25 protein-coding genes and 1 riboswitch are annotated in these 21,713 nt (G+C 45.1%); of the genes, 13 read left to right on the top strand and 12 right to left on the bottom strand.

What is annotated here, in order from left to right:
• Window positions 1-131 precede the first annotated feature (131 nt).
• The 4 genes from ACM0OZ_RS08400 (at window position 132) to ACM0OZ_RS08415 (ending at window position 5,270) form a co-directional block, all read left to right on the top strand.
• On the top strand, window positions 132-1,226 hold the full coding sequence (locus ACM0OZ_RS08400) for a CHAT domain-containing protein (RefSeq protein ID WP_414582337.1): 1,095 nt from the start codon (window positions 132-134) through the stop codon (window positions 1,224-1,226).
• Window positions 1,223-3,241, top strand: coding sequence for an NACHT and WD repeat domain-containing protein (locus ACM0OZ_RS08405; protein ID WP_414582338.1), 2,019 nt, complete (start codon window positions 1,223-1,225; stop codon window positions 3,239-3,241). The genes ACM0OZ_RS08400 and ACM0OZ_RS08405 overlap by 4 nt, the downstream gene beginning before the upstream one ends.
• Before the next feature lie 149 nt (window positions 3,242-3,390).
• Entirely contained in the window at window positions 3,391-5,064 is a 1,674-nt protein-coding gene (locus tag ACM0OZ_RS08410) for a WD40 repeat domain-containing protein (protein WP_414582339.1), read from the top strand.
• Between the two features lie 29 nt (window positions 5,065-5,093).
• A complete protein-coding gene (locus ACM0OZ_RS08415) occupies window positions 5,094-5,270 on the top strand; it encodes a hypothetical protein (RefSeq protein ID WP_414582341.1) in 177 nt (58 codons plus the stop codon).
• A 545-nt stretch (window positions 5,271-5,815) separates the two neighbouring features.
• On the opposite strand, the gene ACM0OZ_RS08420 is transcribed toward ACM0OZ_RS08415, so the two are convergent.
• A complete protein-coding gene (locus tag ACM0OZ_RS08420) occupies window positions 5,816-6,550 on the bottom strand; it encodes an HAD family hydrolase (protein ID WP_414582443.1) in 735 nt (244 codons plus the stop codon).
• A 148-nt stretch (window positions 6,551-6,698) separates the two neighbouring features.
• Between ACM0OZ_RS08420 and cbiD the strand changes: the two genes are divergently transcribed.
• On the top strand, window positions 6,699-7,784 hold the full coding sequence (cbiD, locus tag ACM0OZ_RS08425; protein WP_414582342.1) for a cobalt-precorrin-5B (C(1))-methyltransferase CbiD: 1,086 nt from the start codon (window positions 6,699-6,701) through the stop codon (window positions 7,782-7,784).
• Here the strand turns inward: cbiD and ACM0OZ_RS08430 are convergent.
• Window positions 7,765-8,562, bottom strand: a complete 798-nt coding sequence (locus ACM0OZ_RS08430; protein ID WP_414582343.1) for a sulfite exporter TauE/SafE family protein — start codon at window positions 8,560-8,562, stop codon at window positions 7,765-7,767. The two genes, cbiD and ACM0OZ_RS08430, sit on opposite strands and share 20 nt — an antisense overlap.
• 439 nt (window positions 8,563-9,001) lie before the next feature.
• Between ACM0OZ_RS08430 and ACM0OZ_RS08435 the strand changes: the two genes are divergently transcribed.
• The 5 genes from ACM0OZ_RS08435 to ACM0OZ_RS08455 all read left to right on the top strand — a co-directional run bounded on the left by ACM0OZ_RS08435 (window position 9,002) and on the right by ACM0OZ_RS08455 (window position 11,210).
• Window positions 9,002-9,745 carry a cobalt-precorrin-6A reductase gene (locus tag ACM0OZ_RS08435; RefSeq protein WP_414582344.1) on the top strand — a complete coding sequence of 248 codons (744 nt, stop codon included), beginning with the start codon at window positions 9,002-9,004 and terminating at the stop codon, window positions 9,743-9,745.
• 30 nt (window positions 9,746-9,775) lie between these two features.
• Window positions 9,776-10,420: a Uma2 family endonuclease gene (locus ACM0OZ_RS08440; RefSeq protein ID WP_414582345.1), complete on the top strand. Its 645-nt coding sequence runs from the start codon at window positions 9,776-9,778 to the stop codon at window positions 10,418-10,420.
• A gap of 71 nt (window positions 10,421-10,491) precedes the next feature.
• Window positions 10,492-10,722: a type II toxin-antitoxin system HicB family antitoxin gene (locus tag ACM0OZ_RS08445; RefSeq protein WP_414582346.1), complete on the top strand. Its 231-nt coding sequence runs from the start codon at window positions 10,492-10,494 to the stop codon at window positions 10,720-10,722.
• Window positions 10,719-10,826 (top strand): type II toxin-antitoxin system HicA family toxin, encoded by a 108-nt coding sequence (locus ACM0OZ_RS08450; protein ID WP_414582347.1) that lies wholly within the window; start codon window positions 10,719-10,721, stop codon window positions 10,824-10,826. Before ACM0OZ_RS08445 ends, ACM0OZ_RS08450 begins: the two co-directional genes overlap by 4 nt.
• Before the next feature lie 180 nt (window positions 10,827-11,006).
• Entirely contained in the window at window positions 11,007-11,210 is a 204-nt protein-coding gene (locus ACM0OZ_RS08455) for a hypothetical protein (protein ID WP_414582348.1), read from the top strand.
• Window positions 11,211-11,318: 108 nt separating this feature from the next.
• On the opposite strand, the gene ACM0OZ_RS08460 is transcribed toward ACM0OZ_RS08455, so the two are convergent.
• The 6 genes from ACM0OZ_RS08460 to ACM0OZ_RS08485 form a co-directional block, all read right to left on the bottom strand.
• Complete coding sequence (locus tag ACM0OZ_RS08460) at window positions 11,319-11,630, bottom strand: nucleotidyltransferase domain-containing protein (protein WP_414582349.1); 312 nt, start codon at window positions 11,628-11,630, stop codon at window positions 11,319-11,321.
• A gap of 151 nt (window positions 11,631-11,781) precedes the next feature.
• Window positions 11,782-12,330 carry an isochorismatase family cysteine hydrolase gene (locus ACM0OZ_RS08465; RefSeq protein ID WP_414582350.1) on the bottom strand — a complete coding sequence of 183 codons (549 nt, stop codon included), beginning with the start codon at window positions 12,328-12,330 and terminating at the stop codon, window positions 11,782-11,784.
• A gap of 129 nt (window positions 12,331-12,459) precedes the next feature.
• Window positions 12,460-13,218 (bottom strand): S-adenosyl-l-methionine hydroxide adenosyltransferase family protein, encoded by a 759-nt coding sequence (locus ACM0OZ_RS08470; protein ID WP_414582351.1) that lies wholly within the window; start codon window positions 13,216-13,218, stop codon window positions 12,460-12,462.
• A 73-nt stretch (window positions 13,219-13,291) separates the two neighbouring features.
• A complete protein-coding gene (locus ACM0OZ_RS08475) occupies window positions 13,292-13,741 on the bottom strand; it encodes a hypothetical protein (protein ID WP_414582352.1) in 450 nt (149 codons plus the stop codon).
• 19 nt (window positions 13,742-13,760) lie between these two features.
• Window positions 13,761-14,876 (bottom strand): carboxylate-amine ligase, encoded by a 1,116-nt coding sequence (locus ACM0OZ_RS08480; RefSeq protein WP_414582353.1) that lies wholly within the window; start codon window positions 14,874-14,876, stop codon window positions 13,761-13,763.
• A gap of 84 nt (window positions 14,877-14,960) precedes the next feature.
• Window positions 14,961-16,496 (bottom strand): glycosyltransferase, encoded by a 1,536-nt coding sequence (locus ACM0OZ_RS08485; RefSeq protein ID WP_414582354.1) that lies wholly within the window; start codon window positions 16,494-16,496, stop codon window positions 14,961-14,963.
• A 483-nt stretch (window positions 16,497-16,979) separates the two neighbouring features.
• Here ACM0OZ_RS08485 and ACM0OZ_RS08490 point away from each other — a divergent pair, with 483 nt between their 5' ends.
• Both ACM0OZ_RS08490 and ACM0OZ_RS08495 read left to right on the top strand, forming a co-directional pair.
• Entirely contained in the window at window positions 16,980-17,246 is a 267-nt protein-coding gene (locus tag ACM0OZ_RS08490; RefSeq protein WP_414582355.1) for an AbrB/MazE/SpoVT family DNA-binding domain-containing protein, read from the top strand.
• Entirely contained in the window at window positions 17,243-17,623 is a 381-nt protein-coding gene (locus ACM0OZ_RS08495; RefSeq protein WP_414582356.1) for a type II toxin-antitoxin system VapC family toxin, read from the top strand. The genes ACM0OZ_RS08490 and ACM0OZ_RS08495 overlap by 4 nt, the downstream gene beginning before the upstream one ends.
• Window positions 17,624-17,778: 155 nt before the next feature.
• Here the strand turns inward: ACM0OZ_RS08495 and ACM0OZ_RS08500 are convergent, their stop codons facing one another.
• From ACM0OZ_RS08500 to cbiE, 4 genes are all read right to left on the bottom strand, one after another.
• Window positions 17,779-18,027: a DUF4926 domain-containing protein gene (locus tag ACM0OZ_RS08500; protein ID WP_414582357.1), complete on the bottom strand. Its 249-nt coding sequence runs from the start codon at window positions 18,025-18,027 to the stop codon at window positions 17,779-17,781.
• Entirely contained in the window at window positions 18,017-18,358 is a 342-nt protein-coding gene (locus ACM0OZ_RS08505; RefSeq protein ID WP_414582358.1) for a DUF6883 domain-containing protein, read from the bottom strand. Before ACM0OZ_RS08505 ends, ACM0OZ_RS08500 begins: the two co-directional genes overlap by 11 nt.
• Before the next feature lie 336 nt (window positions 18,359-18,694).
• Window positions 18,695-19,648, bottom strand: a complete 954-nt coding sequence (locus ACM0OZ_RS08510) for a restriction endonuclease (RefSeq protein WP_414582359.1) — start codon at window positions 19,646-19,648, stop codon at window positions 18,695-18,697.
• Between the two features lie 274 nt (window positions 19,649-19,922).
• The gene (cbiE, locus tag ACM0OZ_RS08515; RefSeq protein WP_414582360.1) at window positions 19,923-21,131 is read right to left on the bottom strand and encodes a precorrin-6y C5,15-methyltransferase (decarboxylating) subunit CbiE; all 1,209 of its coding nucleotides are present in this window, start codon (window positions 21,129-21,131) and stop codon (window positions 19,923-19,925) included.
• Between the two features lie 10 nt (window positions 21,132-21,141).
• Here cbiE and ACM0OZ_RS08520 point away from each other — a divergent pair, with 10 nt between their 5' ends.
• Window positions 21,142-21,495 (top strand): RNA-guided endonuclease TnpB family protein, encoded by a 354-nt coding sequence (locus ACM0OZ_RS08520; RefSeq protein WP_414582362.1) that lies wholly within the window; start codon window positions 21,142-21,144, stop codon window positions 21,493-21,495.
• A gap of 13 nt (window positions 21,496-21,508) precedes the next feature.
• A riboswitch (cobalamin riboswitch) is annotated at window positions 21,509-21,672 on the top strand.
• The last annotated feature ends 41 nt before the right edge of the window (window positions 21,673-21,713 follow it).

Consider the following 21,713-nt stretch of genomic DNA (forward strand, 5'->3'; position numbering starts at 1 on the left):
AAAATTCTGCTGGATGAGTTCTCTAAGTGCATAAGTTGATTTGACTGACAACTATTGAAAATTTAGAGAACCAAATTCATCTATTGACTAACTGTTTTTGTCAAAAACTATGTTCGAGAACAGATAGCATTATGAAAAAAATCTTAATATTATCCGCAAATCCTAAAAATACAGATAAATTGCGCCTAGACCAAGAGGTGCGGGAAATTAAGGCGGCGATCAAACGTGCTAACAATCGAGAGCAGTTTGAAATCGTTACCTCCGAGGCGATACGAGTTGAAGATTTGCGCCGCGCACTGTTGGAACACCAACCGGCGATCGTTCACTTTTCGGGGCATGGTTCAGGTAGTGATGGCTTAGCTTTAGAGAATAATCTTGGACAAGTGCAACTCGTGAGTACAGAATCGCTGGCAAGGTTATTTGGGTTGTTTCAGGGCAAGATTGAGTGTGTTTTGCTCAACGCCTGTTATTCGCAAGCCCAAGCAGCGGCAATTCACGAACATATTGATTATGTAGTTGGCATGAATCAGGCGATTGGAGATGTGGCTGCTATTGAGTTTGCCATTGGATTCTATGATGCACTAGGTGTTGGCAGACCTTATGAAGATTGTTTTGAAGTTGGTTGTGCTTCTATCGACTTACAAGGAATTCCAGAGTCAGAAACACCAGTACTCAAAGCAAGGCGGCGCTCATTGTCTTCTTTTGATGCAGAAACGAGTGGTGAACAAACACAACGCAAAACCAACTCCAAAGGTGTAGTGTTGGCATCAGAAGAAAACAACTCACAGCCAAAATACTCCGGTGGAATTTCCCAAAGTCTTAGTGGTGGGCAAATGTACGGTGGAATGCAGGCGGTACAAGGCAACCGCAACCAACAAACTATGAAGATTAAAAATACTGCCTCCGCTAATGAAAAACAACTCACCCAGGAAGATGTGATTCAGTTACTAGCAAAGATTGAGCAGTTGATTCAATCAACCTCTCAATTGCCAGAAGCAACAAAAGAAAAATCACTCAGGTATTTAGCAGCAGCCAAGGAAGAAGCGCAATCAGATGAACCGGATAAACAGTTAGCAGCCGGAAATCTCAAACGGATGACAGAAATATTAAAAACTGCAACTGAAACTGTCGCTACTTTTACTCTATGGGAGAATATTAAATTAATACTGATACAACTATCTGCTTGGCTGGGTGTTCCTAAGAATTTCTTTGGTTTTAGTTTATGAACCTACGTCTGCACAATCAGGAAAATTCGCTATCCACCCAACAGCCAATTCTTCAGCAGCAGGTGGAAAACGCCACATTGGGTGGTGGAATGATAGCGGCGATCGGCGATGATAATGTTCAGATTCAGGGTGACAGCAACGTTGTTACTTTTAACAAGACAGAGATTCTACAAATCGCTGTTGAAGAGATTAAAACCCGTCAATTTATAGAAACCTCCCCTTACAAAGGGTTAAAGAAATTTGAGCCAGAAGACAAAGACCTATTTTTTGGTCGTGACCAATTTCTCACAGGTTTGGTTAACGAACTAGAACAAACGAACTTAATTTTACTTTTAGGAGCTAGTGGTAGTGGCAAGTCATCAGTTGTACGTGCGGGTTTAATTCCCTGGCTGTTACAGAAATGGCGATCGCGATTTGTACACCTGACGCTTACTCCAGATAGTGACCCTTTTGAATCTTTTTATGCCAGCTTACTCAGTAAATACAAGCAAACGGAAGCCCAAATCGCCCGTGAGGCTAAAGCTGGTACGCTCACTCAGGTGGTAACTCGCCTGAAGCAGCCTGATGATTATTGGCTTATCTTCATTGACCAGTTTGAGGAGTTGTTCACGAGCAGTCAACCTCAAAAGCGCGACCAGTTTATTGCCAGCTTGGTGGAATTAAGTAAAACTAAGCAGCGTTCTGTCAAAATTGTGGCGACGATGCGGGCGGATTTTCTGGATCGGTTAAGTCCTTATCCCCATCTTGTAAAGGTGACAGATAAACATCGTCCATTTATTGCTGAGATGCAACGAGATGAGTTGCGGTTAGCAATCGAACAGCCTGCGGCTCAGCATGGGGTCGTGTTTGAAAAGGGATTGGTAGAAGAAATCATCCAAAATGTACAGGGACAGGCAGGATATTTGCCGTTGTTGCAATATACGCTGAATCTAGTGTGGGAAACAGAAGTTAAAAATCACGATATTGGCGATCGCACACTCAATATCAATACCTATCGGCAGTTAGGTGGCGTGTGGGGCGCACTCCACCAACGAGTTGAGAAGATTTACAACAACTTGACAAAAGAAGAGCAAACGTGCGTACAACGCATCTTTTTGAGGGTCGTTGAGATTGGTGGGGATGAAGAATCGGGAACTGAGTGGAAACCCGTTCGTAGACGGGCGATGCGATTTGAGTTTAGCGATCCACTCGAACAAAAAGTGTTGACTCAGTTGATTGATCAAAACTTGTTAGTGAGCAATCGTCAACCTCATTCTGAAGTCTCCACCGTAGAAATTGCCCATGAAGCTTTGTTAACTTCTTGGACACGGTTGAATGAATGGATTGGAGAAAACCGTCAGGCGATCGCCCTGCGCAACCGTTTGAATGAAGATGTGGCAAACTGGCAAAAGACGAAAGCAGATGATGAACTGTGGAGTGGCTCAAGACTAGAGCAAGCTTTGGAACTGAGACGGAATCAGGTATTTAATCAAGTCTTGGGTGGATTTGGTGACGTTGCCAATCAGTTTATTGATGCTAGTGTAGGACGACGCGATCGCCAACGCCGCAAAACAATTACAACACTATCTGTTTTTTCTGCTGTGGCATTAGCGCTAGCTGCTTTCTCAACCATTCAGTATCAGAGAGCCGAAACAGGTCAAATCGCTGCTCTACGGCAAACCTCAGAAGCCCGTTTTACCGCCAGTAGAAATACGTTGGATGCTCTACTCGTCGGATTAGATGCAGCCAAGCGCTCAAAATCACAAATTTGGGGTAATGCCAATTTGCAAAAGCAGGCTGAAATGCAGGCAACCTTGGTACAATCACTCTACTGGACGCGAGAGCGCAACCGTCTCGAAGGGCATCAGGATATTGTTCAAAGTGTCAGTTTTAGCCCCGATGGTCAGATGCTTGCTACAGGTAGTTATGACAACACATTAAGAAGGCAGAAGTACGAAGGCAGAAGGCAGAAGGCGTCCCCACGAATGAATTCGGGGGATTTAATAAAGTTGCTACGCGTTTATTTTTCTCCATAAATAAATTCAGGGGCTTTAAACCTTATGGCAGAGAACAGAGGACTTATTTTTGTATCAAAGCTTACCTTCTTTCCTTCTGCCCTCTGCCCTCTGCCCTCTGCCTTTCTTCGGTAAAGCTGTGGCGTTCTGATGGTAGTCTAATCACGACTTTGAAAGGACATACAAAGCCAGTGATGAGCGTCAGTTTTAGTCCCGATGGAAAAATGATTGCTTCTGGTAGCAAAGATGGAACAGTCAGGCTTTGGGATCGCAATGGCAAGTTAATAGGGTTTATCAAAGCTCATAATAACTCGGTTTTTAGTGTCCGCTTTAGCCCTGATGGTAAAACAGTTGCCACTGGCAGTAAAGATAAAACAGCGAAATTGTGGGGACTTAACGGTCGGTTTCTCAAAACTCTAAGTGGACATCGCGGATGGGTAAGGCAGGTGAGTTTTACTCCTGATGGGAATCGGATTGTCACGATTAGCGAGGACAAGACGATAAACCTTTGGACACGAGACGGGAAGCTGCTCAAAACCGTCACTGGACATACTGGCCCTATCAAAAGTGCAGACTTCAGCCCAGATAGTAAGATACTTGCAACTGCTAGCCTGGATAAAACGGTGAAACTCTGGAATCCACAGGGTCAACTCCTAAAAACCCTTCCGCATCCCCAACAAGTTTATAGTGTCAGTTTCAGTCGCAATGGAACAATCGCCTCTGGTAGCTTAGATGGAAAAGTAACCCTTTGGACGCGGGATGGCACACGGCTTGAGACATGGGCAAGTCACGAGGGACGAATTCCGAGTGTAGATTTCAGTCCAGATGGACAGATTCTTGCAACCGCGGGTAATGATCGCAGCATAAAGCTCTGGCAGGTGAATCGAAGCTGGTTGACTATTCTAGCAGGACATGAAGACTCTGCAAATAGTGCAAAATTCAGCCCAGATGGTAAACAGGTAGCGAGTGCTGGTAGTGACCAAACGGTAAGGTTATGGAGTACACAAGGCAAGTTACTCTCTACTTTGCTAGGGCATACAGACAAAGTCCTTGGCGTTAGCTTCAGTCCAGATAGACGAACAATCGCTACTGCCAGTGTTGACAAAACTATAAAACTCTGGAGTACAGATGGAAAATTACTAAGAACTTTGCTAGGTCATCAAGATATTGTTAATACCGTCAACTTTAGTCCTAATGGACAAATGATTGTCTCTGCTAGTGACGATAAAACTGCCAGACTTTGGAGTCTAGATGGTAAACAACTTAAAATTCTCAGAGGACATAGTAGCGCAGTATTGAGTGCCAGCTTTAGTCCTAATGGAAAAAGAATTGCCACTACTAGTGATGATCGGACAGTCAAGCTATGGACTTTAAACGGTACAGAACTTAGAACGCTGTCGGGACATACAGGTCGAGTTTGGAATGTTAGTTTCAGCCCAGATGGGCAAATGCTAGCGACAGCTAGTGCTGACAAGACCGTAAACCTCTGGAGTTTAGATGGAAACATCATCACAACGCTGATTGGACATACTGCCGCAGTGCTTGATGTCAGTTTCAGCCCAGATGGACAAACAATCGCCACTGCTAGTAGTGACAGGACTATCAAACTTTGGCAACGGGATGGAACTTTAATCACAACTTTGTTCGGACATCAGTCTGAAGTCAATACTGTGAGTTTCAGTCCTAATAACAAATTGTTAGCTTCTGCTGGCATAGATGGAGTGATATTGCTATGGAAGGTGTCAGACTTGAGTTTGAAAGGCTTGCTGGCAAAGGGATGTAGTCAGAGCCGCGATTATTTGAAGACTCACCCAAAGGTTTCACCTCGTTTGTGCTACTACTAATGTAACTTTACTCAATAAGGAGAAAGCAAATGGAAAAGAAAGGAACAAAATGGATTCCAGATGAACCCGATATTAATAAACAGCAGGGTGACCAAACAAAGCAAGAAAAACCAGAAGATAGCAAAAAAGAGGTTACAGAAGCAAAATTGAGGCGTCCTTTACCTAATGAAGGAGATATAGGACGCGACCAAGGACCCGACCAATGACCCGACCGACCAATGACCCTGGATCGGAGACCTGATAGAATCTAACAAAACTGAAGGAAATAGAGGATTCAGGCAATGATGAACGACCATAAAGTCAGGTAAAACTGGAGGCAAGTCATTTCTGAGAAAAAGAGTTTTCTCATTGCACCCTTTGTGATTTCTACAGTTCAGATAGTCCCTAGCCTAGAGACCCTGGTTTTTTCCAAGAAACCGGGTCTGTTTAACTATCGCACTACAAGTTTGAGTTTTAGCCAGTTTTTTTGTACAACTCACTCTTGATGAATACTTTTGCCATAGAAGCCTGATAAATCAGTCCTACCTTATCTAGGGCGACGCCCTACGTAACTAATAATTGTGGGGACCTCATAGGCAGGTGTATTATTCAGTAGCTCATGTGCCTAAAAACCCAATAATATCAAGTCCAGTCATACAACTTTAATAAGTTCGTAGTGAGGACTTTAGTCCTCTTTCGCTGATATAGCAAGGACTGAAGTCCTTACTACAAACTATAACGAGTTGGATAAAGTGTAGTTAATAGATGCAATTCATTCACTAACAACTTGAATTTCATCAAGTTGATTAATCACCACATCTGCACCTTTAACATTATCCGCCTTCCCTACCCAAGTAATACCAACGCAACCAGCAGCTTTGGCATTACGCGCCATTTGCATATCACCCACAGAATCTCCTACCATGAGTGTGGCACTGGGTTCCACTCCTAAAGCTTCACAAGCTTGTAAAAATAAAATTGGATCTGGTTTACTTGGACCTTCATCAACTCCCATTTCTAGTTGAATGTAATCACTCAATTGATGATTTTGGACAAACGCACGCACTTCTTCGGTTGTCGCGGCTGAAAGAATCCCCAATTTCAGCCCTGCATCCGATAGAGACTTTAGCACTTCCAAGCTACCAACAAACAAGGGTGAAGGAGTCTTACCAACATATTTTTCCGCGTCTTCCAAAGCTTGACGAGATATCGTTAAAGATTCAAACCATCCCCGCCCAGTTTCCGCAATATAAGCAGCAGCGGCGACTTCTGTTTCGCGACGACTCGCTACCGAGATTAAACCCGCTGGATCGAGGCGATCGCCATTAACCCCAAACGCCATTAACAATGGTTCCCCAATTCCAGGAATTTGCGCGTCTATCATCCGCGCTCCTCTTTGTGCGAGAGTACGCAAATAAGCTTCAGAATCTTCCAGAGTCCCGTTTTTATCAAAAAGAATCGCCTGGATATTGGAAAACGTCACATTTCTACACTTAATTGTTGCCAAAATAGACCTCTCGCGATCGCTCAACCAAGAATCATTAAACCCTGTTTTCCGTACTATTTCACTAGTACTCATCCAACTTGGGTGCGCTCTTCTGAGGCGCTTTCTCCCCTATAGTAGAAGTGTTTCTCAAAACTCATTTGACAGCCATATGGCTCGTACAGGTTATACTCTACCAGTGTTTGCCGTAGCGGCTGCTAAAGCTGCTTTGATGCATCTGCGTGAAAAAATCGATTCTCAACTGTCGGTTGAGATTGACCTCCTCCCTGAAAAAGCAGAGATTCCCATTTCTCAGGTTGCAGCTTTAGATGCTCAAAGTGCTTTGGCTGTGACACTCAGCGATCCAGGTGATAACTTAGATTTAACAAAGAACACGCCCATTTGGGCTTGGGTGAGGTTGTCCGAAAGGCGATCGCAAGCCCTGATTTTAGAAGCGGGAGAGGGTTTGGGAAAAACAGCTTCTGGAGAAGCAGCAATTTACAGCTACGCCCGTCGCTTGTTTGATGCTAATTTACTACCTATCATTCCCCCAGAGCAAACGGTAACGGTGACGATTATTCTTCCCGAAGGTCGTCAACTAGCGAAACGTACCTCTAATGAAGCCTTTGGCATTTTAGAGGGATTGTCTTTATTGGGAACGAGTGGAATTTCTCAACCCCTGTCTGCGGCTGATCACCTAGAAGAATTTCGACTGTCGTTGCAGGATAAAGTCAAAGTTTGTCCTAATCTCGTATTTTGTATTGGTAGCAATGGTATGCAAGTCGCACAACGTTTAGGCATACCAGAATCGGCAATTGTGCAAACAGGTAATTGGATTGGTGCGTTGTTGGTAGAAGCTGGACTGTACCAAGCAAATTCTGTTTTGTTACTGGGATATCAGGGTAAACTGATTAAGCTGGCAGGTGGCATTTTCAATACATCTAGTCATTTAGCAGATGCCAAATTAGAAATTATTAGTGCAGCGGTGGTTACAGTTGGTGGTGATATACAAGCAGTACAAGCAGTTTTAGATGCTAAGACTGCTGATGCAGCACACAAAAAATTAATAGAACTGGGCTTGTCGGAATCAGTATTTGGGATACTGGCGGAAAAGATTAGTCAGAAGGCTCAAGCTTACGTGCAAAAATATGCCAATGTTGCCCTTAAAGCTGGGACGGTTTTGTTTGACCGCAAGGGCGAAATTATCAGCCAAGACTCACAAGCAAAAGAACTGTTACTTATTCAATCGTCAGATTAGTCGTGCTAGTTGAGTGATTTTGTTGCTGAGTTTGACGCAGTGTGATAAATGCAAGGATAGCCACAACTGTCAGGTAAATACGTTGTAACCAGGCATTACTCAAGCTAAGGGTCATACGCCCTCCAATAATTCCACCTATAAACATAGCAAGACCAAGAATCATACCTAGTTGGTAATCTACTATTCCATGCTTTATAAATATTAGGGTGGCAACAAGTGAGGAAAATACATTAATGACTTTGGTCGTAGCTATTGCTTGAATAAATGTCATACGAAATAGCATAATGTAGGCTGCTGTTAGCAAAGTTACGTAACCGCCACTGAAAAAGCCACCGTAAATACCAAGCACGAAAGTGACTATATACCCTGCTATTTCTGCTATCCGTGAAGGTATTCCCACAGATGGAACGACTCCAGCATTCCGGTTAGCAATTGATAACACCGTAACAGCAATCATTGAAATAGAAATAATAACTGGCATTGATTTTGACGGCACAACAAGAACAAGCAATGCCCCTAAAATTGAGCCTGCCAGTGTTAGGACTATCAGTAGTGGTAAGCGAAGTGTATCAATCACTTTTTTACCAATAAAAGGTAATGTACCACCAATACTCATCAAGGTTAATGCCAACATATTAGTAGCAAGGGCAGTGCGCGGTTCAACTCTAAACTCAAGCATGACTGGCACAGTAATGAGGGAAGTGCTACCAGCAATCACACTGATAATGCTTGCTATTAAGAAAACAGCAGCAAGCATGATTATTTGGATAACAGTCATGAGATGTTACTTTTATAATAAATTTATTTTTGAGGAATATTCCAGTTAGGAACAGTAATGAAAAGCTTTTCATTACTGAAGATACAGTAAGTTTTTGATTATAGCAATGCAAATAAAAATTAGCGTCAATCCAATATTTTTTTGCCAACTTAGTTAGTAGAGAGTTCATTATTATTGGTAACAACTAAGTAGGTATATTTTAGAGAAAAAGATGCTAAGATTTGGTTTCAGCATCTCTAATTAAGGAAAATAAAAATAAGAAAGTAAGTAAATTAGATTTTGTAAGGTGGGCAATAATTTTTGCCGTCTACTAGTACCAGATTTAGTGAGCATTGCCCACCCTACTAAGAATTTCTTATTAAATTATCAAAGAAAATCAGTATAAATTCAAGTTGCACGGCATTGCATTAATATCCTTCTTCGTTTTATTCTGCTATGTATGAAACGTCTTCTTATTCTTGGCGGAACTAGTGATGCAGCAGAATTGGCAGCTAAAGCCTCGGCTATCCCAGAGGTAGAAGTTATCACATCTCTAGCAGGTCGCACCAGTCAACCACAAGCACCAGCAGGAATGCTGCGTATCGGCGGTTTCGGCGGTGAAGCGGGACTCGTTGAATACTTACGTGACGCCAATATAAACGTGCTGATTGATGCAACTCATCCCTTTGCCGCACAGATGTCTTTTCATGCAGCAGCAGCCGCTACTATCTGTAAAATACCGCATCTGATGTTCATCCGTCCTGCATGGGAGCGTCTTCCTGATGACCAGTGGGTTGAAGTTGATAGTGTCGAAGCAGCCGCCGCCGTATTACCTGAATTTGCCAAGCGAGTATTCCTGACTATCGGTAGGCAGCAACTTGCCCCCTTTGCCAGTTTGGAGGATATTTGGTTTTTGATGCGGCTGATTGATCCCCCCGCGCCTGATGCATTGGTGCCACCAGGAATGATATTGTGCGATCGCGGTCCTTTTGCCCTAGATAATGAGCGCAAACTCTTGATAGAACATCACATTGATACTATAGTCAGTAAGAATAGCGGCGGTGATGCTACCTATGCCAAGATTATTGCAGCGCGGGAGCTTGGGATAAGGGTCGTGATGGTGAAGCGTCCAGCAACTCCACTAGGAGAAAAGGTGAGTGATGTAGAGAGTGCTGTGGCGTGGTTAGTAAATCAGCTACGATAAATTTGAAAGATTATTTTTCATTCTTAAGTTATGGCTGCTGTCACTCTCGTTGTCAAACCTGTTAGCCAGATGCAGTTGGCTCCTGGTAGCGCAGTCACCATTCCAAATGTAAGTTGGCAAGAATTTGAGTCGATTTTGCAGGAATTAGGGGAACGCCGAAGTGCGAGGATAGCCTATAGCAAGGGTACTTTAGAAATTATGGTTCCTTTACCAGAGCATGAAAAACCAAAAGAACTCATTTCAGACATTGTAAAAACCTTGCTCAGGGCTAGGGGCAGAAGGTACGAACCTTTTGGTTCCACCACCTTTAAACGGGAAGGTTCAGCAGGAGTTGAACCTGATGCGTGCTTTTATATCCAAAATTATCAACGCATGATTGGTCGTCGTCGCTTGGAAGCAGACGATCCACCACCGGATTTAGCAATTGAAACAGATGTCACTTCTAAAACCACTCTCGATGCGTATAGAGCAATTGGTGTCCCAGAAGTATGGGTTTATGATAGCGGCAGGCTCAATATCTATGTGCTTACAGATGGAATCTACTTAAGATCTGACACGAGTCCCATTTTTGAAGAGATGCCTCTGGTGCAAATTATTCCTAGTGTAGTGGAACGTGCTTGGCAGGTGGGAAGTCTTCAGGCATTGGAAGAATTTGAAGCGATGATTAGGGCTTAAGGCAGTGCGCTCTGATTGCTTCCTCTATAGAGTGTTAGGATTTGGATGAAGTCACCCAGAGGTGTTGAGCAATGACAGAGGCAACACCTCAAGCCGAATCTAAGCGCAAAGTCCTGCTGTATCCTGGCGAAGATGGTTATTTTGTCGTCGAGGTACCGAGTTTGCCCGGTTGCATCAGCCAGGGGAAAACTCGTGAGGAAGCTTTAGCGAATATTGAAGAGGCGATCGCTCTCTACATTGAAGTTCTACAAGACCGAGGTGAACCTGTTCCAGAGGACAGAGTTGAAGTTGTGCGCTTATGAGTAAACTGCCTGTCGTTTCAGGTGTAGAATGTGTGAAAGCACTTGAGAAAATCGGCTTTGTCGTGAATCGGCAGGGTGGAAGTCACATCATTTTAGAAGTTTAGTTACCGTAGAAAATGATGACAAAGGGGTGTAATAACATGTTGAGTCGTTTTTTGTTAACAGCTACTCTTTCCTTAGGAAGCTTTTGTGTCTTTACATCTTCGGTAAAGGGACAGTCTGACGTTCCCTTAACAGACCCATACTTTTACATAGGAAACCCAGCAGACTCTGGAAAACACAGGATGAACCAAATACCTGGAAACCAAATATCTGATGATTATTCATTGCGTGAATTAGAGAATCGGTGTAGGCAAGGGCGCGAAGGATTCTGTAATAGGGCTGAACAACGAAAAAAGAATCCTCTTAATGGGGACATTATTGAACTCAATGAATTTAAAAGGCGAGGCGAGCATTTACGTAAGCAAGAACTTGAAAGAAAAAAATAATTTATTAATCAGTTCAATACCTTAGCCAAAAAAAGAGTCTGAAGAGGTAGGGCGCTTCGTAGTAGAGTGATTGTCTTCCAAAAAAAGTTTGTTTAAGTTGCAGCAGTCTTAGTAAAGGACATCAATTTTGTTGAACGGTTTGAAGTGAGAGACGCAAACCCACTGAATCCCTGTCCATTCATTGTATAGCCATTCTCCCCAGTGCTTGGGAGCAGAAAAACGTTCCCAAAGGAAGTGTTCATAAAACTCTGGCTGAACTACAACCCGAAAGTCAATATCTGAAAACTCATCTGTTGAATTTGATGCCACGGAACCTTGAACAAATAAAACTTCAATACCTTGCTTCGCCAAAAAATACTCGACAACTCTATCAAGTAAAAGCTGACGTGCTGCATTTAGCTCTTGTGCACTGAATTCCATTGTTGTTCAGGATAAATTAGGGCTTTCACTCATTCACAACCAGATAGCGGGTTAATTTGTCGTCTGTAATAATACTAGTGCAGGCTAAGAATGTTAGGTATTATCTGCATCTTTTTAAAATCCTTCTACTACAACTTGGTTCGTTGAACGTCTATTCCCTGCTTTTTTCTACTGGCGCGGCTAGCGATCCCTCAGAAAGACCAGCTTCACGCAGACGAAAAGCACCGATATTCCGGCTGAGTACTGCCAGCCCCGCCAAGTGCGCCTGTAAGCCCGCCGTACTCGCGCAGCAATCAGTTAGTACGATCGGTTCAATGCCAATGTCGAAAAAATCCATCGCGATTTTCAACACACACATATCAGTGTCAATACCGACGATGAAAACCCGTTCAAAACACTGCTTTATAAGGTAGTCTTTCAGGTCATCCGGTATCCCGCACAGCCCCAGCTTAGAAAAAACTCTTTCCGGTTGAACCCAGGGTTGTAGTTCTGGGACAATATCAATTTCTGGCTCATTAGCACAGCTGTGCCAATCAAGGAATTTCTGGTACGGTCCATCAGGTGCGTTGACGAACCGAGTGAATAAAACTGGTGCATACTCATTTCGCTCGATTAAACGAGCAACTCGTTGCCCAATGTGATGAGTGAATTCGTTGATAAAACCGCATTGCACATCAACGATGATTAATGGCTCAGACATTGTTTAAGCGATAAAAAACAGTGGTAAATATAGTGCTTCTCGTTTGGATGAACTAATTATTTATCTGTGTCCATCTGTGTCCATCTGTGGTTCTTATTTCTTGATGTATTGCACTCAACTCGCGAACCCTTAACTGATCTGTATATGCGTGCCGATAGATGGACGATTAAATGATTCCCAGGCATTACCACCGCGCAGGAAAACTTCCATCCAGCGCGTATGTTCGCCTTGTCCATTTGTCCAGCCACTGCTACCAGGTGCAAAAGCTAACTGTCCGGATTCGACGGCAAAGCTGCCATCACTCTTGGTCGCTTCCAGTTCCCTCTCACCGATCTGCAAACGCACAGCCTGGCCTTCGTGCGGCTTACTAGCCTCATGTTTCATTGTGGTTTTCAAGTTGCCGTAGCCGTCAATATAGGCAATACAATTGGGCGGTACGTCGGGTATATCAGAAGGGGGGATCTCCTCATCTAGAGCATCAGGTTGACCCAAGGCGATCGCCCCTGCGGCTTCCGGAAACAGGTCACGAGAACGAAACTGTGAACCTTCAGCCGCTACAGCAGCCCAGCGCAACTCAACTGCCAGATCGCGCACGAATGAAAAGGCATAACCAGCATTGACGCCGATAACGCGCACACCCGTTGGCAGACGTGCAAAAGCAAGACGCTCACCCGCATTTCCAGCACGCGCCTGTTCATCATCTTCTCGCGGCGCAACGTTGTGGTAAATAATTGTCCCGGCGGGGGCTTTATTCAAGCCCAACTGGGCAATACAGAATCCTGCCGCTAGGGTAGCAAAAGGAGGCACGGTTGAGCCACACCACCAAATAGAATTTGGTGGATTCTGGCTGAAAGTTAGGTATAACTTGTCGTCCGAATCTATTTGCATAGAATGACTATCTGGTTATACTTTTTCAGCTACTTGGAGAACCGCTCTAACGGGCAATCAGGCGCACGTACTTTCAGACTCGCTTACTCGCTTCGCAGTTTAAGGTCAGCGCTTTCATGTCTCCAAAAAGAACGGCTCCGTCCTTGGGATAACTCCCTACATGAAAACTCCCCTGATTCTTCGTCCTACCTAATACTCCAGCACTTTCAGCCATGAGTTGAGGACTAAACTTGACTGTTCGCAGTGTCCATACCCGGTTTCTGCTGTCATATGTAAGTATTGTACCACAGCTATACCAGGCAACTAAAGTTGCTCGTGTCGCGTTTGCGCCCCGATATAAATAACATATGAGTCTCAATTCATTTTTAATTTCTTGAGACTCATATTTCGGGGCTACCACGCTCCCGCGTATTTTAGGTGTGAGTATCGGCTCAGCATCCGGTAGATAGAGTTTGAGGCGCTGCACGACTTCTGCGAAGGCGAGGTCGCCAAAGCCGTAATCGGCGATGATGTGAACTAGCATAAAATTTTGTCCTGTATACTCACGCTACCCCTTTTGCCGTTTCTCGGACAATGAGATCAACGACATCTTCCAAACGCCCGGTTCGCTTGTAAACTTCGCGCTGCCGTGTTGCGCCGTTCCCTTGCTGCATGGTTTCATACACAAGAGACGAGACTTCATCCCAGTCTCCATACTCTTCAAGCGATGGACGCAGGAAGGTGAGAAAGCTCTCAACCAGATCACGCGCCCTTACAGCTTTCATCGCGACAACGTCGATTAAATCCTCATCTAATCCATAACGTGCGGCACGCCAAATAGCAGCGCGTATGAGTTCGTGACGCACGGCGGGAAACGGTTCATCCCGCATGGCTTGTTCGTAACAAGTCCGCGCCAAAGCCCGCACAAGCCCCGCCACCATCACCGCTTCATCCACCGTCTGGCAGATATCCGTGACTCGAAACTCTATTGTCGGGAAGCGTTCTGACAAACGCACATCCCAGTAAATCTTCGTCGCCTCCGCTACACTTTTCGTCTCCACCAGAGCTTGTACAAGCGCCTCGTACTCGGCTACCGACTCGAATATCAGCGGCGGACCGGATAGGGGCCATCGGCTCCAAATCTCGGTACGATAACTTGCATAGCCTGTATCCGTACCTAACCAGAAGGGCGAGGACGCCGACAGTGCTAAGAGCGGGGAAAGCCACACACGGGCACGGTTCATCACCTGGATGGCAACAGAGCGATCGCTTATCCCAACATGCACGTGACAGCCAAAGATGACTAGCTCACGGGTAAGTTGTTGATAATCTCGCATCAGGCTTTGATAACGTTCTTTGGGCGTGATCTGCTGTTCATCCCAGTGCGAGAACGGGTGCGTCCCGGCGGCGGCAATTTGGTTACCGTCCTTGGCAGCCGCCGCAATCACTTCGCGTCGCAAACGAACTAGCTCAGAACGCACATCCGCAAGTGTTCGACAGATGGGCGTACCAATTTCTATCTGCGATCGCTGGGCTTCTGGCTGCACCTCCTCGCCAAGTGCTTTCTGAGCTTTCGGGAGAACGTGTTCCACACGCGAACTCAATTCCCGCGTCACGGGGTTGATAATTTGATATTCCTCTTCGACACCAATAGTGAATTCTTCAGTCTGGGATGACATACCTAATGTCCTTCGCGTGTTCACGAACCTTGTTAGCGGGAGCGGCAACTTTAAGATGAATGAGTTCAGGATTTGGGAACCCTTTTAAGCGCTAGGTGTAGTGCTTAATACTTTTTGGTCAGACCCAAAGTAAAGGTCGCTCAATTCTTCCAAGGAAACATCCGTCTGCGGTTGTGGATTACGGAAGTAGGCATGGATTGGCAGGAGTTGATCCCGACTGCGTGCCTGTGGTGAGGAAACCATCTGCTCGATCAGGGTCAGGTAGTTCTCGGCGGTACTTTCCCAGGTGTAGGTCTTCAGCACCCGCTGCTGACCAGCCTGAGCAAAATACTCCCACTCTTTTTCATCGCATAGCAACCGCTCCAAACCTCGTGCAATATCAGCTGGGTCTTCCGGATCAACGAGTACGCCATATTCGGTATCTCCTTTTCGCAGGCTCTCGCTGGGACCACCGTTCTGAGTTGCTACCACTGGTAACCCCGCAGCCGCCGCTTCTAAGGGAGCCAAGCCAAAGGGTTCATACAGCGCAGTCAGCGCAAATACCGAGCGCCGTTTAGCCATAAACCGATAAGTTGCAGCCAGTGCCTCTTGTCCTTGTTCTGACAAGCCAAAGGCACTAATCTTGCCCCACAAGTTGTTTTCTTCGACCACCTCTCGGATGGGAGCTAAGACCTCTTCGCTCACGTCGTCGCTCGCCTTTTCTCGCAGCGGATCGTCCAGCCCTCCTGTAAGCAGCACCAAGTTGGCTCGTTCCTGAAGCGTTTGACTCATTGCGAAGGCTTGCACTAGCCCTAATACGTTTTTTTTAAGCTCTAATCGGCTAGATGCCACGATAGCGGGCAAATCCCGACGTGGCTCTGCAATGTCCCGTGCCAATCGCTCCTGAATGAACTGGTAAATACCTTCCTCGTTTTCGGAACGCGCCTCGGCACCGAAGATGGAGAAATCTGCTCCTGGTGGAATCACCGCAAAGCGGTTGTCGTTGTCTACGTCCACTGCATCACGATAGACAGGGTGAGAGTACTGTTCAAAGCGTTCTTGTCGTGTACTGGTGATATTAATAGCCGAGCGATTCATGCTCAGGCGTTCAGCTATGATGCGGTATCTGAACTGGAATTGCTCGTCTATTTGTGCCAGATTTTCTGGAGTGACCTCCAGTTTGTCTATCTTTTGCGCACCGAGAGAATGAGCAGTAAAGGTGAAAGGTATGCCTGTCTCCTCCTCAATCAGAACGCCGCACAGTCCCCCATCGCCGTAGTGAGCAGTCATAGCATCGGGTAAACCGCCCTGCTCTTGATAAAATTTCAGGATATTGGGTACCCAATCACTCACTAGATGAGGCCACAAAAACTCTTTAGGCAGAAATTCTTTTGGTCCTGCTGGTAAGCGGATGATGCGGACATTATCGACGCCTGGATAAGTGTCAAAAGGTTCAGCAAACTCTGGCCACTCTGGGTCAATGATTTGGCGGGTAAGAATATCAACTTTGTGACCCTTTTGAGCTATTGCTATAGCAACTTGCTTGACGTAGATCAGCTGACCCCCAAAATCGGGATGTTTCGTTATATGATTATTGCCTGAATCAAAGTTGCCCTGAGGGTTGAGAAATCCAATGTGCATCGCCCACTTCCTAATACAGGTTAATTTCCGAGTTTAGACTTGTGCCCAAAGACGGCAGCACAACAGCTTGGCGAGCCTATTGAGACTTTCCAAGACTGAAGAGCGCAGGCAGTGAGGCTCTACATGAGCGCCATTAAAAAGTAAGTCAAAGGTCTTTCATGGGTTCCCTTTGGCTTAACAGGACGTTCGCGCATTTTCCTAATGCTTAAGTTAATGGTTATTGCGGCTCGCTCACATATATCGGATGACATAAAGTCTTGTCCTGTTCTATCCTTGTACCGCAGTTTGCGTGAACTCACTCTTTGTAGGACTGCAGCCCAGTGTTAGACCTTCTTCGATTTTGGCTTGTAGCTGAATCGCGTAATGAAAAGAAGAGCGCCGACAGACACTAGAGCTACAATGAAGACCAAGTATAACTAACTATTGCCACAAACTTCATTTTTATGGCACATATAAATTCAACGTGGCACAACAAGTAGATCTATGGTCGAATCATCTAAATATGTTGAAGTCCATCTGGGTCGTCAAGGGCGTTTGGTGATTCCTGCGGCTCTGCGACGGCTGTTAGGTTTTGAGGAGGGAGATACACTAGTCGCTCGTTCTGAAGAGGGGCGGCTGATTTTGGAAAAGCAGGAGGCGATTAAACAGCGCCTGAAGGCTCGGTTTTCGCAACTGCCGAAAGGGATAAGTCTAGCGGATGAGTTGATAGTGGAACGACGCGAGGAAGCCAAGCGGGAAATGGGCGCATGACGGTGGTTTTGGATGCGTCTGCTTTGCTTGCTTATTTGCAGGATGAGCCTGGAAGTGAAGCCGTTGAAGTCGTGCTGGCTGAGTCGGTGATTTCGAGTGTAAATTGGGCGGAGGTGGTGCAGAAATCTGTGGCTGCGGGTGTAGTGATAGATGGAATGCGGGAGGATTTGGAGGCGTTGGGGCTGATGATTGCTCCATTTACTCCTGAAGATGCCCAGATGGCGGGGAGGTTGTGGTTGCAAACTCGACAGGCTGGTCTGTCTTTGGGCGACCGCGCTTGTTTAAGTTTGGGAATGCGGCTTGATGTTTCGGTTTTGACGACCGATCAGATTTGGGCAACTCTCGGTCTGTCTCTCGATGTGCGTATGGTTCGCTGATTCACTGGGTCATACACAGACAGAACCAAAATCTGTACTTTTATGATACTGCTTCCCCTACAGAAGAAGCGAGTCTCCAAAGGAGAGGCTACGCCAACGCCCCATTGACAACCCTAATGCAACCGCGATCTGCCCCACCAATCAAGGGCAGTATATCAACTGGCTTGTGCTAGAGAACGTACACTCAGAATTTCATCGGCACGTAACGCTTCAACAGCAGATACTGGAACAATAATCACAGCAATTGACTCACCTACTGCGTTGAATACCTCCAGTACACAGCCATCTTCTCCACCAGTAGGATGAGGAACGAAATCAATTAACGTTGCAATATCACCTGCTCTGAGCTGATGCTGTGGTAAGTCGAGAGTTAAAGCAACCTCCTTATACAACTCAAGCGTCATGGCGAGACTCCTTACGAGGTTTGAGGGTGACAAACTGAAATTTGCCGTCACTTTGTCGTTGTAGCCAAATTGTAACAACTGATAAGTTGACTCCATTGATGCCGTTCAAATCTCCTTCAACACGGTAGAAGATGCCATATTCATTAGTTCCATCTTCCACAGCTTCGACTGACTCAGCAAGTGAGGAAATAGCTGCCCGCAATGCTTCCGGATTTTCTTGAGTGAATCCAGCTTGCGCTAGAAACTTGGATTTATCACTTCTTGCTTTGTATACCAGCAGATAGCGGGTTAGTTTGTCGTCTGGAATAATTGCATCTGCTGGAACTTTCACACTGAAACCTCAATGCTCCTCGATACCTAAATAACGTAAATCTAAAAGCTATGAAGTGCAATATTTTCCTAGTTCTAAAATTTACCCCCACTGTGCCGAGGTCTAAGGACTGAGCTCACCTTATTCAGAGCGCGATCGCCTCATCGACAACTCTGATGCCGATTTCCCACCAATAACTTTGAAGCAGCGTTCCGTAGGCAACCTCGTGGTCTAATGGTTTAGCTTTAGCTTATCGGCAGCAGGCAACTTCTCACTTTACAACCGATGCTCGTTCGCGCTGCCTGTGCGGAGCATATACCAGCTTAGGAGTCGAGCGCAGTGTTATACAGATATTCTTCACTCAAATGCTACAGAAAAATTCATGTCTTCCAGCAAAATTGAAGGAGCTTTTAAACCAATCGTTTCAATGTTACTTGTTACCACTCTATTAAGGTCTATTATTAGATGTAGAAAATGCGATTTTGGTAGAGTTTCAATATTAGAAATATCAAGTACTATTGATGCTTTATTGGAAGTTTGAGTAATTTGACTTTTGCCCAAATCAACCTTTTCAAGTTTAATCTCCCTTTTGTCGGAAGGTATATTAGGAGAGCCATAAACAAGAACATAGGGTGCTAGTATTTCTTTTGTGATAAGTAGAATTTCTGATGAAAATTTAATTTTACTAACACTATGTCCTGCTAAATTAAGACCAGTAATATCAAGTTGGCTTTGTAGAAGTGCTCCATTGTACGGAATTGTAATACTATCAATCTGTTTAGAAACTTTATCAAAAATGAGGTAAATTAAATCCTTTTTTGTAAGTAGCTCTATAAATGCACTCTGTAAATTGCTTCTATCTTTTGGGAGGTTGTGAAATACACAAATAATTTTTGGATTCTCAAATTTAAGGTAATTCGCCCATATTTTTGCTTTATTCCCCCACTGCCGAATCTCTTCATCAGTTAGGGTTAATAAATCACGTAAAAAAATACTGTGTGCTTCTGCTTTTCTGATTGCTAACTTTGTGAAACCTGAAGCGGAAACCGCAATTAATGCATCTGCTCGGAGGCTTACTTTCCGCCCAATAAGTTCTTCAATCCATTTAACATCCTGCTTTTTCTTGTGAATGCGGCACTCGACAAGTGTTAACTTTCCATCTCTTTTGATTGAGATATCAATCTGTCTTAGTTGATCAGGGTTATCTGGATCGGGTAAGTGATCATTCCAAGTGACTACCGAACCGGGCTGTTCGATAAGATCATGTATTCTTTTAATCTGTTGTTCAAATTCTGTTGAATCAGCAGTCATATTGTAAAATTTTTCGCTTATAGTTTGTTATTAAATGGAATTCTTCCCTATATACCCCTCTCTAGCAAGGATAAACAAGCAATTTCAGTATTTTTTTAGATAATATAGGGCAATTTCTTCCTTAACCTTTTATATCAGCATATCTTGCACTCAGTTTCTGTGTATTATTCTGTGCAACAACGTCTAAAATAAAGCCGCTTGACCAGGAGGACAATGCAATCCAAATCAAGCATTGTCCTCCTGATACATAACTCAAAAGAATATTCGCTTCCAACTACTTCACCACCACCCACTGCGTCACCGGCACCATCGGCTTCCACCCTAAAAATCCACCAATAGGAGCAGCCCGTTGCACAGCAACGCGAATCAACTCCCCGCCTACCTGGTTATGCCATTGCAACAGCTTCTGTTCACTTTCAACCGTAACTGCATTGGCAACAAAACGCCCACCCGGAGGCAAAGCTTCCCAACAAACCTCAAACAAACCTTCTGTCGTTGCACCACCGCCGACAAAAATGGCGTCTGGTTGAGGCAAATCTTTCAGTGCAGCGGGAGCTTTGCCTGCAACAATTTGTAAATAAGGTGTACCAAGGGCGGCGGCGTTGTCAGCAATATATTGGAGTCGGGTGGAGTTTTGCTCAATGGCGATCGCCCGACATCGAGGATGACTCCGCATCCACTCAATACCAATCGAACCACACCCAGCGCCCACATCCCACAATAACTGTCCCGGTGTGGGAGCCAAAGCCGATAGTGTTATTGCCCGCACTTCACGCTTAGTTAGCTGTCCATCATGGTGATAAGCATCATCCGGCAATCCTGCTAGCCGAGGTAACGGTACGACTCCAGGATCAGCAATACACTCTACAGCGATGGTGTTTAAATCTGCCAGTTCTGTTGTCGTCCATGACGCGGCTGTGCCTTCGATAATTCGTTCCTGAGAACCGCCCATGTGTTCAAGAACTGTAATTTTACTACCACTAAAACCGCGCTTTGTCAAGATATCAGCAACAATTCCCGGGGTTTCCTTCCCTTCACTTAATATTAATAGACGCGCTTTCGGGTAGATAGCGGCTTGAATGAGAGCAGGGGGACGACCGTTTAAGCTTAATGTCTCGACTTCGGTAAGTGACCATCCCAATCTGGCACAGGCGAGACTGAACGATGACGGTGCGGGGATGATGGTCATCTCAGAAATGGGAATCTTGCGGGAGAGGGTGACACCGATACCAAAGCACATGGGGTCACCACTTGCCAATACGCAGACAGACTGACCCCGGCGACGGAGAATTTCTTCTATCGAATCACTGATGGGGGAAGTCCAGATGAGTTTCTCGCGCGGGTCGTCTGGTGGTAGCATGGCGAGATGGCGTTTTCCCCCGACGATCGCTTCTGCACGCTCAACGAGACAACAGGCGATCAAACTCAATCCCGATAGCCCATCCTCACCAATACCGACCACTGATAACCATTTGTTGTGCATTTATAAGAATATGGTCAAAAACCACAAACTAGCAAAATCAATCAGTGATGCTGGGTGGGGTCAATTCTGCACCATGTTGAAGTATAAGGCACAATGGCAAGGAAAAACCTACATTGAAGTAGATAGATTCTTTCCCAGTTCAAAGATCTGTAGTAACTGCCTACATCAAGTAGATAACCTAAGTTTGGATATTCGTAGCTGGCAGTGTCCTAAATGTCAAACATTACACGATAGGGATTTGAACGCAGCTAGAAATATTAGAGATGAAGGTTTACGGCTTTTGGCGGGAGGGCATCTCGCTACTGCTTCTGGACAACGTGTAAGACCATCTAAAGGCACTGCTTTTAGAGGCAATCTTGGATGAAGGAAGAATCCTCAAAGGCTTTAGCCCGAGGAGTTGTCAACTCATGCTAAACTACACACACTTGGAGTGGGGAAAGTCCGGTGAAATTCCGGGACTGTGCCGCAGCTGTAATCAAGTCAAAAGTTATAACTTTAGACTTTGTAAGTCAGAATGCCAACTCTAAGGGTGTCTTCCGGACACAGTTCTTATCTGCTCCCTGCGTCGCACAGGGAAGGAGT

Source organism: Scytonema sp. PCC 10023, assembly GCF_963920835.1.
Taxonomy (GTDB): domain Bacteria; phylum Cyanobacteriota; class Cyanobacteriia; order Cyanobacteriales; family Nostocaceae; genus Kalymmatonema.